This is a genomic window from Mesorhizobium sp. B1-1-6 (genome assembly GCF_006443035.1).
In the GTDB taxonomy this organism is placed as follows: domain Bacteria; phylum Pseudomonadota; class Alphaproteobacteria; order Rhizobiales; family Rhizobiaceae; genus Mesorhizobium.
Genome location: NZ_VFWR01000015.1, coordinates 106,491 through 120,308 on the forward strand (window position 1 = coordinate 106,491; position 13,818 = coordinate 120,308).

Annotated in this window: 12 protein-coding genes; 2 read left to right on the forward strand and 10 right to left on the reverse strand. The window is 60.5% G+C overall.

The window, feature by feature from the left end:
- Positions 1-73: 73 nt before the first annotated feature.
- Together FJ979_RS26400 and fdhF are read left to right on the forward strand one after the other, a co-directional pair.
- Positions 74-1,747 carry an NAD(P)H-dependent oxidoreductase subunit E gene (locus FJ979_RS26400; protein WP_140584258.1) on the forward strand — a complete coding sequence of 558 codons (1,674 nt, stop codon included), beginning with the start codon at positions 74-76 and terminating at the stop codon, positions 1,745-1,747.
- A complete protein-coding gene (gene fdhF / locus FJ979_RS26405; RefSeq protein ID WP_140517397.1) occupies positions 1,747-4,539 on the forward strand; it encodes a formate dehydrogenase subunit alpha in 2,793 nt (930 codons plus the stop codon). Before FJ979_RS26400 ends, fdhF begins: the two co-directional genes overlap by 1 nt.
- Positions 4,540-4,802: 263 nt before the next feature.
- On the opposite strand, the gene FJ979_RS33185 is transcribed toward fdhF, so the two are convergent.
- The 10 genes from FJ979_RS33185 to FJ979_RS26455 all read right to left on the reverse strand — a co-directional run bounded on the left by FJ979_RS33185 (position 4,803) and on the right by FJ979_RS26455 (position 13,712).
- Positions 4,803-5,177: an SH3 domain-containing protein gene (locus FJ979_RS33185; protein ID WP_281405101.1), complete on the reverse strand. Its 375-nt coding sequence runs from the start codon at positions 5,175-5,177 to the stop codon at positions 4,803-4,805.
- Between the two features lie 327 nt (positions 5,178-5,504).
- On the reverse strand, positions 5,505-6,860 hold the full coding sequence (locus FJ979_RS26415) for a D-alanyl-D-alanine carboxypeptidase family protein (protein WP_246679375.1): 1,356 nt from the start codon (positions 6,858-6,860) through the stop codon (positions 5,505-5,507).
- 229 nt (positions 6,861-7,089) lie between these two features.
- Entirely contained in the window at positions 7,090-7,782 is a 693-nt protein-coding gene (locus FJ979_RS26420) for an amino acid ABC transporter permease (protein WP_140499342.1), read from the reverse strand.
- Between the two features lie 20 nt (positions 7,783-7,802).
- Positions 7,803-8,519: an amino acid ABC transporter permease gene (locus FJ979_RS26425; protein WP_140584260.1), complete on the reverse strand. Its 717-nt coding sequence runs from the start codon at positions 8,517-8,519 to the stop codon at positions 7,803-7,805.
- Between the two features lie 66 nt (positions 8,520-8,585).
- Positions 8,586-9,413: a transporter substrate-binding domain-containing protein gene (locus tag FJ979_RS26430; protein WP_140499338.1), complete on the reverse strand. Its 828-nt coding sequence runs from the start codon at positions 9,411-9,413 to the stop codon at positions 8,586-8,588.
- Positions 9,414-9,437: 24 nt separating this feature from the next.
- The gene (locus FJ979_RS26435; protein WP_140521338.1) at positions 9,438-10,178 is read right to left on the reverse strand and encodes an amino acid ABC transporter ATP-binding protein; all 741 of its coding nucleotides are present in this window, start codon (positions 10,176-10,178) and stop codon (positions 9,438-9,440) included.
- Positions 10,179-10,235: 57 nt separating this feature from the next.
- On the reverse strand, positions 10,236-10,799 hold the full coding sequence (locus FJ979_RS26440) for a peroxidase-related enzyme (protein ID WP_140517387.1): 564 nt from the start codon (positions 10,797-10,799) through the stop codon (positions 10,236-10,238).
- Positions 10,796-11,278 carry a hypothetical protein gene (locus FJ979_RS26445; protein WP_140517385.1) on the reverse strand — a complete coding sequence of 161 codons (483 nt, stop codon included), beginning with the start codon at positions 11,276-11,278 and terminating at the stop codon, positions 10,796-10,798. The genes FJ979_RS26440 and FJ979_RS26445 overlap by 4 nt, the downstream gene beginning before the upstream one ends.
- Positions 11,275-12,744 (reverse strand): NAD(P)/FAD-dependent oxidoreductase, encoded by a 1,470-nt coding sequence (locus tag FJ979_RS26450; RefSeq protein WP_140584261.1) that lies wholly within the window; start codon positions 12,742-12,744, stop codon positions 11,275-11,277. Before FJ979_RS26450 ends, FJ979_RS26445 begins: the two co-directional genes overlap by 4 nt.
- Complete coding sequence (locus FJ979_RS26455; protein ID WP_140552093.1) at positions 12,741-13,712, reverse strand: LysR family transcriptional regulator; 972 nt, start codon at positions 13,710-13,712, stop codon at positions 12,741-12,743. The genes FJ979_RS26450 and FJ979_RS26455 overlap by 4 nt, the downstream gene beginning before the upstream one ends.
- Positions 13,713-13,818: the final 106 nt, after the last annotated feature.

Genomic DNA, 13,818 nt, shown 5'->3' on the forward strand with positions numbered 1-13,818 from the left:
GCCTCATAGTCGACATCCTGGTCCGCGGGGTATCGTTAAGAGGTAAGGGCGTTTCACTCGGGGAGGTGAGCACATGACGATCCAGGAACGACGGCCGCGTGATCGCGGACCAAAGGGCAGGCCGCTGGATGACGCCGCGCTCGCCGAGGTCCAGGCGCTCCTGGGCGCGCGCCAGCGACGGCGCGATTTGCTGATCGAATTCCTTCATCTGATCCAGGACCGATATGGCTGCCTGTCGGCGCGGCATTTGCGGGCGCTGGCGCAAGACATGCGCTTGTCGCAGGCCGAGATCTACGAGGTGGCGACCTTCTATGACCATTTCGACGTTGTGAAGGAAGGCGAGACGCCGCCTGCGCTGTTGACAATCCGCGTGTGCGATTCAGTGAGTTGCATGCTGGCGGGCGCCGACACGCTCCTGGCTGAATTGCAAGCGGGTGCCGATCCAGCGGCGATCAGGGTCATGCGCGCGCCCTGCATGGGCCGTTGCGCTGGCGCGCCTGCCGCGCGTATCGGTGATCGCGAGGTCGACCAGGCAACCGCCGAGGGCCTGAGGCGCATGGCCGCGGCAGCGGAGACCGGTGTGAGCCTGCCCGATTATGTCGGGCTGGAGGCGTATCGGCAGGCGGGCGGCTACCAGCTTTTGCAGCGGGTACGGATTGGGGCGCTGACCACGGACGAGCTCATCGCCACCCTGGGCGATGCAGGCTTGAGGGGTCTGGGCGGTGCGGGCTTTCCCGCTGGCAAGAAGTGGCAGTTCGTGCGTTCCTATCCGGGCCCGCGTCTGATGTCGATCAATGGCGACGAGGGGGAGCCCGGCACCTTCAAGGACCGCATCTATCTCGAGCGAGATCCGCACCGTGCCTTTGAGGGTGCATTGATCGCGGCGCACGCCGTCGAGGCGGAACGGATCTATCTTTACATGCGTGACGAATACCCTGCGGTGCTCGCCATTCTTCGTCAGGAGATCGCCGCACTCGAGGCCACCGGCATCGTCAAGCCGGGCTTCATCGAGCTCCGCCGCGGCGCTGGTGCGTATATCTGCGGCGAGGAGAGTGCGATGCTGGAAAGCATCGAGGGCAAGCGCGGCATGCCGCGCCACCGCCCCCCCTACATCGCCGAGGTCGGCCTGTTCGGACGACCGACGCTCAACCATAATGTCGAGACGCTCTGGTGGATCCGCGACATCGTCGAAAAGGGCGCGCAATGGTTCGCTGCGCAGGGCAGGCCCGGCCACCCTGGCATCCGCTCATGGTCCGTATCCGGCCGGGTGAAAAATCCCGGCGTCAAGCTGGCGCCGGCCGGCGTCACGGTACGCGAATTGATCGACGACTATTGCGGCGGTATGGCGGACGGTCATGAGTTCAAGGCCTATTTGCCGGGTGGCGCCTCAGGCGGCATCCTGCCAGCAGCACTGGGGGACATTCCGCTCGATTTCGGCGGCGATCTGGCCAAGCAGGGCGCCTTCGTCGGCTCCCATGCTATAGTCGTGTTCTCGCGGGCCGACAATATAAAGCAGGTCACGCTCAACCTCATGAAATTCTTCAAACATGAGAGCTGCGGGAAGTGCACGCCTTGTCGCGAGGGAACCGAAAAGTTGGTGGCTATCTTGCAGGAGCAGGGCCCGATGCCGGAAGATAAGATTCGCGACCTCGAAGCCGTGATGCGCGATTCGTCGATCTGCGGCCTGGGCCAGGCGGCGCCCAATCCGATCAACCATCTGCTGACGCATTTCCGGAGTGACCTCTGATGGCCGAGAGCGTGGTATTCACCCTCAATGGGCAAACCGTGAGCGCCGCCCCTGGCGAGACTATCTGGGATGTCGCCAAGCGCCAGGGAACAAAGATTCCGCATCTGTGCCATGTCGACATGCCGGGCTATCGTCCCGACGGCAATTGCCGCGCCTGCATGGTCGACATCGAAGGCGAGCGCGTGCTGGCTGCCTCCTGCGTTCGCCAGCCTTCCGCCGGCATGGTCGTGAAAACCGATACCGAACGCGCCCGCAAATCGCGCGAGATGGTATTCGAGCTTCTCGCAAGCAACATGCGACCGGCGAGCGACGGTCCAGACAACCAGTCGGCATTCTGGCAATGGGCCGGTTCGATGGGGATTTCGGGCAGCCGATACCGTTCCAAGTTCACCGAGGAGGGGCTAGCGCCAGAATTCGACATCACCAATCCGGCCATTGCCGTCAATCTCGACGCGTGCATCACCTGCGGCGCTTGCGTGCGCGCCTGCCGCGAGGTGCAGGTCAACGACGTGATCGGCATGGCCGAGCGCGGCAATCACTCGATTCCTGTCTTCGATATGCACGATCCGATGGGCCTGTCGACCTGCGTCACGTGTGGCGAATGCGTCCAGGCTTGCCCGACTGGTGCGCTCTACGAGAAATCGCTGATGGACGAGACCGGCAAGACGCGTGTCGTCCAGGCGTTCGACAAGGTCGTCGATACGGTTTGCCCGTTTTGCGGCGTTGGCTGCCAGACGCAGGTCGCTGTCAAGGACAATAAAATCGTCCAGGTTGACGGCCGTAACGGTCCGGCGAACGAGAACCGGCTCTGCGTCAAGGGGCGCTTTGGCTTCGACTATGTGATGTCGCCCGAACGGCTGACGAAGCCGCTGATCCGTCGCGACGACGCGCCGAAGGCCGGCGACATTGATCTGCGCAGTGTCGACCCGCTGACAGTGTTCCGCGAGGCCAGCTGGGAAGAGGCGCTGGAGCGCGCTGCCAGCGGGCTGAAACGCATCCGCGACCAGCATGGTGGCAAGGCGCTGGCTGGCTTCGGCTCGGCAAAGGGGTCGAATGAGGAGGCCTATCTCTTCCAGAAATTCGTCCGGCAGGGTTTCGGCACCAACAATATCGACCACTGCACCCGGCTCTGCCACGCCTCTTCCGTGGCCGCTCTGATGGAGGGCGTCGGCTCTGGCGCGGTCTCGGCGCCTTTCATGGACGCCATGAAGGCCGAATGCGTGATCATCATCGGGGCGCGGCCGGCGACAAACCATCCAGTGGCCGCCACCTATTTCAAGCAAGCGGCAAAGCGCGGCACCAAGCTGATCGTGATGGATCCGCGCGGCCAGGAACTGATGCGCCACGCCAGCTATGCGCTGCGCTTCAAGCCGGGCAGCGACGTGGCGATGCTCAACGCGCTGCTGCACGTCATCATAGAAGAGAGGCTCTATGACGAGCAGTACATCCAGGCCAATGTCTCCGGCTTCGAGGCATTGAAGGCCAAGGTGAAGGATTTTTCGCCCGAGGCGATGGCTCCCGTCTGCGGCATCGAGGCCGGTGTACTGCGCGAGGTGGCGCGCACCTATGCCAAGGCGGAGCGCTCGATGATTTTTTGGGGCATGGGCATTTCGCAGCACACCCACGGCACGGACAATTCGCGCTGCCTGATCGCGCTGGCGCTGATCACGGGGCATGTCGGGCGCGCCGGCACAGGCCTGCATCCGCTGCGCGGCCAGAACAATGTCCAGGGCGCCTCGGACGCGGGCCTCATCCCGATGTATTTCCCCGACTACAAATCGGTGGAGAATGCCGATATCCGCGGCCAGTACGAGAATTTCTGGGGCCAGACGCTCGACCCCAAACGCGGCTTGACCGTCGTCGAGATCGTCGACGCGATCCATGACGGCGAGATCCGGGGCATGTACATCATGGGCGAGAACCCGGCCATGTCCGATCCGGACCAGAGCCATGCGCGCGCCGCACTCGCCAAGCTAGAGCATCTGGTTGTTCAGGACATCTTCCTGACCGAAACAGCGTGGCATGCCGACGTGGTGCTCCCTGCCTCCGCGCATGCTGAGAAGCTCGGCACTTACACCAATACCAATCGGCAGGTGCAGATCGGCCGGCCGGCCGTCAACCTGCCGGGCGAGGCGCGGCAGGACCTCGATCTCATCATCGAGCTTGCCGGACGCATGGGGCTGGACTGGAACTACAGGCACGTTTCGGATGTCTTCGCCGAAATGGCGCAAGTAATGCCGTCGCTGAAGCACATTTCCTGGGAGCGCATCGAACGCGAGGAGTCCGTCGTCTATCCTGCCGATGGTCCTGATGTTCCTGGCAACGAGATCGTCTTCACCACCGGGTTTCCGACCGCGGATGGCCGCGGGCGCATCGTGCCCGCCGACCTCCTGCCTCCCGACGAGGTGCCCGACGACGAATATCCTCTGGTGCTAACCACTGGTCGCTTGCTGGAGCACTGGCACACGGGCGCCATGACGCGCCGCGCCGGGGTGCTCAACGCGATCGAGCCCTACGGCATTGCCGCGATGAATCCCTACGAGATCAAGCGCCGCGGCCTTGCGCAGGGAGACGTGATCAACGTGGAGACGCGGCGCGGCGTCGTCGAAGCCATTCTGCGGGCCGATCGAGAGGTCGCCGATGGCATGGTGTTCATGCCGTTCTGCTTTAACGAGAGCCCGGCCAACATGCTTACCAATCCTATGCTCGATCCTTACGGCAAGATCCCCGAGTTCAAATATTGTGCCGCGCGGATCGTGCCGGCATCGAGATCGGTCGAAGCTGCCGAATGACGTTTGGAAACTGCCCGCGGAGGTGGTGTTGGGCGATGGCTGACTTGAGGAAGTCCATTGTCCGACGGCCGCCGGAATAGTCGGGCAGGCCGTCGCGAAGGCTCGCGACAGGTGGGAGGGGCTCTGTCGGCGGCCAGATGTCAGCCATAGTTGTGCGGAACGCCTTCAACTCGGCGTTTTTCTCGCGAGGTTTGATTTGGCTGAAGGCGACGCGAGATGCGATCACCGGCCGACCAGCAGCAGCCTTCCGACGAGTGCTGCTGTTAGAGTATATCGTTAGGATAGATGCCCCAAAGGCGGGTTTGCCTGACGAAGCCTGCCAGCGAATTGACCGCGACCCTGCACCATTGGCCGTCGCAGCGCACCAGTTCGACAATTACTTCCGGCGCCAGCCATGCGGTAACGAGGCTGGAAACCGAAGGCTTCCCGCGCAGCGCGATCTTGTCCTTGCTCCATGGGGCGGTTACAGCGGTCCTTCGCCCCGAAAGAAGCGGACCGAAGACCCAGCCGGATGTTCCCTGCCAATCTCGCACGCGCCGCCAGTTTCCATATTCCTGGTAGATTTCAAGCGGAATCCTGGGCCGGACATAAACCCATTCGACGTCATATTGGGTGCCCGGTCCGACCCGCATATTCACAGGAGAACTCTTCAACGACGCGAAGCGGGGCAAGGCAATCCCGTTGACAGCAGCTTGAGGGCCGGCCTTTGTGACAGTTGCAACACATAGTGCAGCGATGAGGCAACAACGAAGGACGCTACCCGTGACGAAAAAGCCGCAACCGGTGTCTTGATAAGTCGACGAGACGACGTTGCTCCGAGGCGCACAACCGCGGCGTCTCACAGCGAAGCCCCATGCGAAGGATTGAAGAGGGCTCGAGGACATCTTTCGATATTGCCGCGTGGTCCTGGTGAGACAACGTCGGGAGAGGCGAGTTGCAGCGTTCGCATGGGCGTTCGATCCCACCTACCGAGTGAGCGCGTAGCAATCGATTTTTTTGAGCGCCAGTCGCCCGCAAGCGCGCCACGCTTCCGACTTGTTATCGAAGCCGGCATATCGGGCGCGGTAGTACACATCGCCATCTTTTTCGAAGGCCTCGGTAAAAGCAGAAGTGTTCGAAAGCAGTTTTGGCGCTTTGCGAGCCGCGAGTGAAAGGATTTCACGAGCTGCGGCCTTGCTTGGCATCGATCCAATCTGGATGATCCATTGACCTTCTTGGGTGGAAGCGGTGCTGATCGGATCGATGGCATCGGCAGACAAGGCCTGCTCCCTGGACACATCGCCCATCGCCTCAGCGGCGAAAGCGGCTCGGGAATCGGCCACCCGGGCTGGCTTCCACGTCGGAGTGGGCACCGATGCGTTCGAAGCCGCGGAGGCGACCAATGCGCTTTCTCCGCCACGATCGATCCTGAACCGGTCCGGACCGTTGGAAGCCTTAGCCAGATAGCGGCTGATGAGACGCTTCATGCGTGCATCTCGGCTCCTGACCGTATGTCCGCCCATCACCACCGCGACGATGCTGCGGCCCTGCGCCTCGACGGAAGAAACCAGGTTGAAGCCCGAGGCATTCGTGTATCCCGTTTTGATCCCATCCACGCCCTTCACCCGGCCGAGCAGATGGTTGTGATTGCCGAAGCGCCGACCTTTGTATTTGAAGGATCGGGTGTTGAAGTAGGAATAATAGCCAGGGTGATGATCCCTGAGCGCCAGGCCAAGGCGTGCCATGTCGCGCGCCGTGGTCTTCTGGGCTGTGTCGGGCAGTCCGTTAGCGTTCCTGAACGTGGTGGAGGTCATTCCCAACTGTCGTGCTTTTTGCGTCATGAGACGTGCAAAGCCGACCTCCGACCCGCCGAGGAACTCGCCAATGGCCGTCGCGGCATCGTTGGCGGACTTCGTTACCAGCGCCAATATGACCTGTTCGACGGTGATCGTTTGACCCTGCTTCAGTCCGAGTTTGGAGGGAGCCTCGTTGGCGGCATTGGCCGACACCGGTATCGCCGTGCCTTTCGAGATCCTGCCGCTCTCGAGCGCGTCGAAGATGAGGTAGAGCGTCATCATCTTGGTGAGAGACGCTGGATAGCGCGGAGCGTCCGCATGATCTCTGTAGAGGGTCTTGCCTGTCTTGGCATCGATGACAATGCCTGAAAATCTGGAATTGGCCTGCACGGCGGAAGCAGAGGCGGCGCAAAACACGATGACGACCGAGATCCTCAAGGCGAATTTCAACAATGACGCCGGGAAGGCGACAAGCTTCTCCATTACCAGATACATCCGCCCGCCCGTCGCCGCTCCGTGTAAAATGTGGCCGGGCGAGCCGGCCATCGGATCACGAAGCTAGGCAGGCACCGTTACCAATTGGTTATCGCATTCTTAACGAGAGGCCTCAAATTGTCTCGGCTCTATCCCTCGATTCCGCACCAGATAAGGTCGGCCGCCGTGACGGTTCGCGGAACGCCGCACGGCTCGAGGCGCGCATCGATTGCGGCATCGACTACCAGGATGCTTCCGCGGAAGACAAGTCGATCTTGCTAGAAGATTCTATTCCACATCCTCAGGTCCGTACCCTAAGCGCTTGCTCCATCCTGTCGGCGATCTGTGTGACGATATAGGCAATCACCATGTAGATCACGACGGCAATCACGAAGGCTTCGAGATAGTAGAAATTCAACGCGGCGGTCAGTTGTGATTGCGCGAAGATATCGACAACCTCGATGGCGAATCCGAGTGAAAGCGCCTTCATGATAACCATCATCGAGGTTGTCAGATCGGGAATTGCTGTCAGGGCGACCTGGGGAAATAGCACCCGTCGAAACAATTGGCCCCTTGTATAGCCAAGCGAATAGGCTGCGTCTGCCTGACCGGTGTCAAAGGCGTTGAGGGCTCCTTTGATAATCTCGGCCTGGAACGCGGCGACACAGCCGGTCACCGCAATGACAAGGATAACCCAATTGGGCGTTTGGTGGGCGTTGAAGTCTATGCCAACCAATGAAAACAGAAACTGAAGCGCGGGGGGAAGACCGAAATAGGCGAGGAAGATCACGATCACCATCGGAACGCCCTTGAAGACGACCTTGTAGGCCATGACGAGCTCTCGCAGTGCGGGAATCCGTCTATATTCCACAAGCGCAAACAGGCTGCCGACCATCGTCGAGAGCACGAAGATCGTGAGGGCCATTGCAAGCGTTACGGGTACGGCGCCCAGAATTTCCCGCGAGTCCTGGAGCAGGATATCGGTCTCAAACATGGTCAAATACCCTTGTTAGGTCACACGCTCGCGATCAGTGTGTTCTTGATCTGAGCAGATGTCGTAGCCTCCGGTGCCTGCATCGGGGAACGAAGCTCGAAGAAGCGGACGATGAGCCATGCGATCAGGCACATCACCGAATAGATGACCGCCAGCACGAGATAGGTTTCGAACTGGTACTGATTATAGTCGCGCTCCATGATCAAATGCGCGGTCGCCATGACATCCGCCGCCCCGATGTACATCACCAGCGCAACGTTATGGATCAGGTAGATGACGGAGTTCCCGTAGCCCGGCAATGCGAAGTGCACTGCTTGTGGCCCGATGACCCGCGTGATTTTCTGGCGAAAGGTATATCCAAGACTGTCTGCCGCATCATGCTGGCCGCGATCGACGGCCAGATATGCAGGTCGCAGGACTTCTGACAGGTAGCCGCCGTGATAAAAGCTTAATGCCACCATCGCGGCGATCGTCGGCGAGAAAAAATCTTCGGAGCCGAACAGGATTACCAACAAGGGAAGCCCGTAAAACGCAACGAACAATTGGAGGACGACGGGAACACTCCGGGCATAGGATACGTAGAGATCCGCCAGGTGACTGATCACTGGCACCCTGCGGACCCGGAGTGTTGTCGCAAGGAGAGCTAGGCAGAACCCAGCAATGAGGGCCGTAAAAGTGATGGCCAGCGTCAGCGGCAACGCCGAGAGCAACTCGGGAATTATAGCAGAAACGTCCACTTGGAACACTCCTTCTTGCAGTTCTGCCTCAACGCCGGCTATCCAGATGCAGCTGAGGACGCCTTGTTACTTCATGTATTTCACGATGTCCTCGCCGAACCACTTCTGCGAGAGCTTGTCGATCGTGCCGTCGTCCTTCAGTTCCTTGAGCACCTTGTTGACGTCCTCGGCCAGGATCTTGTTTTCCGCTGACCGGTGAATCAGCATGTACGTGTTGTTGCTGTAGACCGGATCCGATGCGACGATATCGAGCTTCTTGTTGTCGATGACAGCCTGCTCACCGAGGTTAGACGGTAGAACCAATGCGTCGAACTTGCCGTTCTGAACTTCATCCAGGCGGTTCGGGTAGGGGATCCCGGCGCTCGATGCCGTGACGTCGAGCTTGTATTGCGGATTCTCTTTCTGCCAGTTCATGATGAACTTGTAGGTTCCGCCACCGGCTGTGGTCGGAACGATCCTCTTGCCGACCAGGTCCTTCATTTCCTTTATGCCGCTGTCTTTCTTGCTGTAGATTTTCATCAGACTGGCGCCCATCGGGTTCTCTGGAATGATGAATTGCTTCTCTCGCTCGGGCGACTTGTAGTAGCCACCTACGGCGATGTCGTACTTCCCGGTGGCAAGGCCGGTTTCCTGGGCGATGTCGGACACACCTTCCATTTCGAACTTGTATTGCGGTAGCTTCGCATTGATCGCCCTCAGAAGATCGGGCTCATAGCCTTGCGGTTCGACGCCGATGGCGCCCCAGGCCAGCGGCTTGGATTCGGCAGACGTCGCGATCTTGATCGTCCGGACGGTCTGACCATAGCTGGTCCCCGCGGTTGCGAGGGCAATTGCGATGCCACCAGCGACGGCCAGGACATAGCGGCGGGAAAAACCGGATGTGATTGCAGACATTTCTTGGGTTCCCTTCTTGTTGAGCTATTGAAAAGCGAGTTCCGACTGCAGGAATTGAGCCAGTCGTGGACTGGAAGGCGCGTCGAAGATTTCAGCCGGACTGCCGTCGGCGGCAACCACGCCACGGTCCATGAAAACGATCCGGTTCGAGATGTTCTTTGCGAATTGCATCTCGTGGGTCACAAGCAGCGACGTGATCCCTGACGACGTGACATCCTTGATCACCTTCAAAACTTCACCGACAAGTTCAGGGTCCAGCGATGACGTAGGCTCATCGAAGAGGATGACGTCAGGACGCACCGCCAGCGCGCGTGCGATGCCGGTGCGCTGGAGCTGGCCGCCCGAGAGCTGGGATGGATAGCTGTCTCGCTTCGACGAGAGACCGACCCGATCGAGCTCTCTGAGCGCGATTTCCCGCGCCTCTTCCCTGGATTTGCGCTGCACCACAACGAGCGGATCCATCACGTTCTGGAGGACCGTCATGTTCTTGAAGACGTTGAACTGCTGAAAGACCATCGCCGTCCTCAACCGGATCGCCTGGACAGCGGCCTTGTCGGCACGCTGGTAGTCCATCCGAATCTGATCGAACGCGATGGTTCCTGACGACGGCTTGGCCAGATAGTTGATGCATTTCAGCAGCGTGGTCTTGCCGGTGCCACTGGGGCCGATGATCGACACCACGTCACCCCGCTTTACCGAGAGATTGACGCCGTTCAGGACCTGCGTGCTTCCGTAAGACAGCTTTATATCTTTGAGTTCAAGCATTGCTGGTTGGCCCTTCGGGAAGTGTGGGACGGACTGGCTTGACCGGATGCAACGTCATCACCCGCTCTCCGCATGGCCCAGGACGTGCATCAGCCGGTTTGCCCAGCCGAAGATCGCTATGGCGTGGACGAGGTCGATGATCTCGGCATCATTCATGCCGACTGATCGCAGCGAGGCGACGTCGTCTGCCGTCGCTTCCGACGGCGCCGCCGACAGGCGGCGGGCAAAGTTGTAGATTGCCGCATCGCGCGACCCAAGCTTTTCAGGTTTGTCGAGATACAGCGCCGTGACCACTTCATCGCTCTTGGTCAGCTCTGCATGCCGGCGGGCGTGAACGACGGCACAGAATTTGCAGCCATTGACGATCGAGGCACCCAGTGCGCCAAGCTCGCGGTCGGGACGGGCAAGCCCGCCCTCGACGTACATGATCGCGTTGAACAACACCGTGCGGGCAAGATAGCTCTCGGGATCATGCACAAGGGTGCGCACATATTCCGAAACTTTCTTGGCCGACGGCGTAACCTTCATCGCTTCGAGCTGTTCCGGCGTTGCCTCCGATAGCTCGACCGGTGCGATATAGGGATGCCAATTCAGCGGCTTCAGGCGCACCGAGGAAATCATGCCCGCCTCATCAATCGCAAGCCGGTTGCGACCCGAGTCTGGAAGTTGATGAAGGCAATCAATTCAGAGAGCGCAACGATCTGGGGATTGTTCAATCCGGCTTGGGCGAGCAGGGCAATGTGGCTCGCCTCCGCCTTTTTCGGCGTCAGGGTGATCAGGTCAACATGTCGGGCGATGGTCGCCAGGGGTTCGTTCAAACCCGTTTCCCCCCAGGCCAAGGACAGAAGCTGCTCCGTGGGACCAAGCTGAGCCAGTTGTACATCATATTCGGCCATCAGGACGGGATCGGCGTTCAGAGCTGCCATGCGACGGGCCAGAGCGACCCGCAAATTCGGTGCCAGCCCCTGATCGTTTGCCGGCTGCAGGACGGAGAGGCGACATTCCTCAGCCCCTCGCACGAATTCGGGCCGAAACCGCCGTGCAGCGAAAAGGGCATCGTCCGGTGAAAGACCCGCAGCCTTGTCCATTGCGTCGATCACAGTGCGGCCTCCTTATGCAACAAGGGTGTTGAATCGACCCATTCGTCGCCCAGAAGTTCCGGGGTGTCATAGGCGATCAGATTGGCGAAGTGGGTTTCGACGTCTTCGGCGAACAGCGACGCGGCAATGCCGCGGACCAGACGGTCGGCACCGGCGCTGACGGCCGGGATATCGCCGGAGACCTTACCATGGGTCAGCATGGCGGCGTCGTTGAAGCAGTGGACATGCGCCAGCATCGGGCAGGAACCGGGGACGCGCTCGCGGAATTCGAAGGCGGGGCCGAGATCCGGTGCCTCCAACATGCCTGCGCGCGGCGGCCCCATGTCCGGCGTATATCGACCATCCGACCAGGTGCGAATGTGTGGGGCGAGGGCAGCGAATTCCGGGCGACCACTGAAGTCATTTGAAAAGCCGGTCGCAGCTATCATGAAATCGTAGCGCATCGGCCCTTGCGTGGTTCCGACCAGAAGGCCTCCGGCATCTTCCTTCACCGCGACCACACCACAGTCGAGAAAGAAGCGGGCATTCGCATGACGAGACACGCGAAGCGTCGATGAACGCGGCGGCGGCGTCTGGGTCGAGGCGGTGTAGTCGAAGAATCTCCACTTCCAGGAATCGGGCAAATGATACATGCCGAGGATGACACCCTGGCTGCCGATCCCGGTCAGCTTGTTGATCCGCGGCATTTCCTTGCGCCGGATCAACATGTCGACTGAACCGGCGCCCGCCTCGAGCGCCGTCGCGGCATTGTCCATCGAAGAGGCGCCGGCGCCGATAACCGCAACACGCTTGCCCTTCAGTGCATCAAAATCGATGTCGTCGGCAGAATGGGCCCAATAGGAGCGATCGATGCCCCTGAGGAAATCGGGCACGGCAAAACCGCCGAGACCGGACCGACCGGTGGCTAGAACGAGACGACGGGTGAGAACCCGGCCGGTTTCCGCGCCCTCGACATCGATCGCAATCAGATCGCCAACGGCTGCAACGCCTGTCATGCGCACGCTGTTGCGTACTGGCAGACCAAGCACGTTCCGGTACCAGACCAGGTAGTCCATCCACTGGCCTTTGGGGATTTTGTCCAGCGACCGCCATGCCTCAACGCCCCATTGTGCCGTGAACCAGGCGCGGAATGTCAGCTGCGGCAGGCCGAGCGACGGACCGTGCAGCGTTTTCGGCGACCGGAGCGTTTGCATGCGGGCAAACGTTATCCATGGCCCTTCGAAGCCGGCCGGAGCCGCGTCATAGGCGACGACATTGGTTATCCCCGTCAGCACCAGCTTTGCGGTGGCAGCAAGTCCGCACATGCCGGCGCCGATCACAACGACGTCACGGACCGGCACGCCATCGCGCGAACGTGCGGGAACCCATGGCTTGGCAGGCAGTTCGAGAAAATCGAGGTCCTGAGCAAGTTGTGCTTCAAGCGCGGCTAGACCTCTCAGGGGGAGCGAACTGGGGGTGTGCTTCATATTCCCGTTCCGTGATTTGTGCCGGAGGCAGGATCGGTCACCAATTGGCCGGCCAGGGTCGGATCGAGTTTCTTGAAGCCAACGATCGACCGTTCAGCCACCGCCTCGACCGCATCCACCAACGCCTGCGCGACTGGACGAAGGGGGCGTTTTTCGGCAGCCACAACACCCCAATAAAAGAGGACGGTTACGTCGATCGGGCGGATGACGACCCCAGGCAAGCCCACGCCATAGGCGGTGAGGGGATCGATGACAGCCGCAACACCAGTCCGGCGTACGATCTGCAACGCGCCATAGGCGGTATTCGTGCGGATTACTGGCCCGGTGTCGATGCCCCTGGCCGCCAACGCCTTGGAGACATGCAACTGGAAACGCAGCGGGTTGAGCAACGTGGCGACGCGGCGGCCGGCAAAAGCGGAAAGCGGTATGACATCTAGTTCGGCCAGCGGATCATCCTCCCGCACGGCAGCAACATCAGGCGCCGAATAGAGCCGCAGGACATCCAGACCGGGCGTATCGAGCGGCAGGCTTGAAAACCCGACCTCGGCACGTCCGCTGCGCACTTCCTGAGCGACGGTCGAGGGAAGGAACTGCCCGAGATGCGTCTCGTGCGGAAGCTCGGCACCTTGGAGTTCAGCCAAGGCCGTAGGGATCAAGCCGGTGCCGATCGCGGAGGTGGTGACGATCTGCAGGATTCGCCCTCTGCCGGCGGCGATCATCTTGGCCCGCGCTGCGAGTTCGGTGAAGGACATCAGCAGGCGTCGTGCTTCCTCCTCGAACGCGACTCCTTCTTCAGACAACTGCACCCGTCGACCGATCCGATGCAGCAATTCGAAGCCAAGTTCGGCCTCGAGCTCCTGAATGGTGCGCGTCACCGCAGGCTGGGAACGCCCGAGCATGTCAGCCGCCCTGGTGATACTGCCGCTGGCAGCAACCGCAAGGAAGGTCTGAAGGTCCCGGGTTTCCATGTTTCTCCTACATGCGTAATCCGTATGATTGACATCGTCTCATTCGTTTTTGATATATGTCAAGCGGAAACGAATGTTCGTTACGGGCTTTGTGCATATGCCGGCC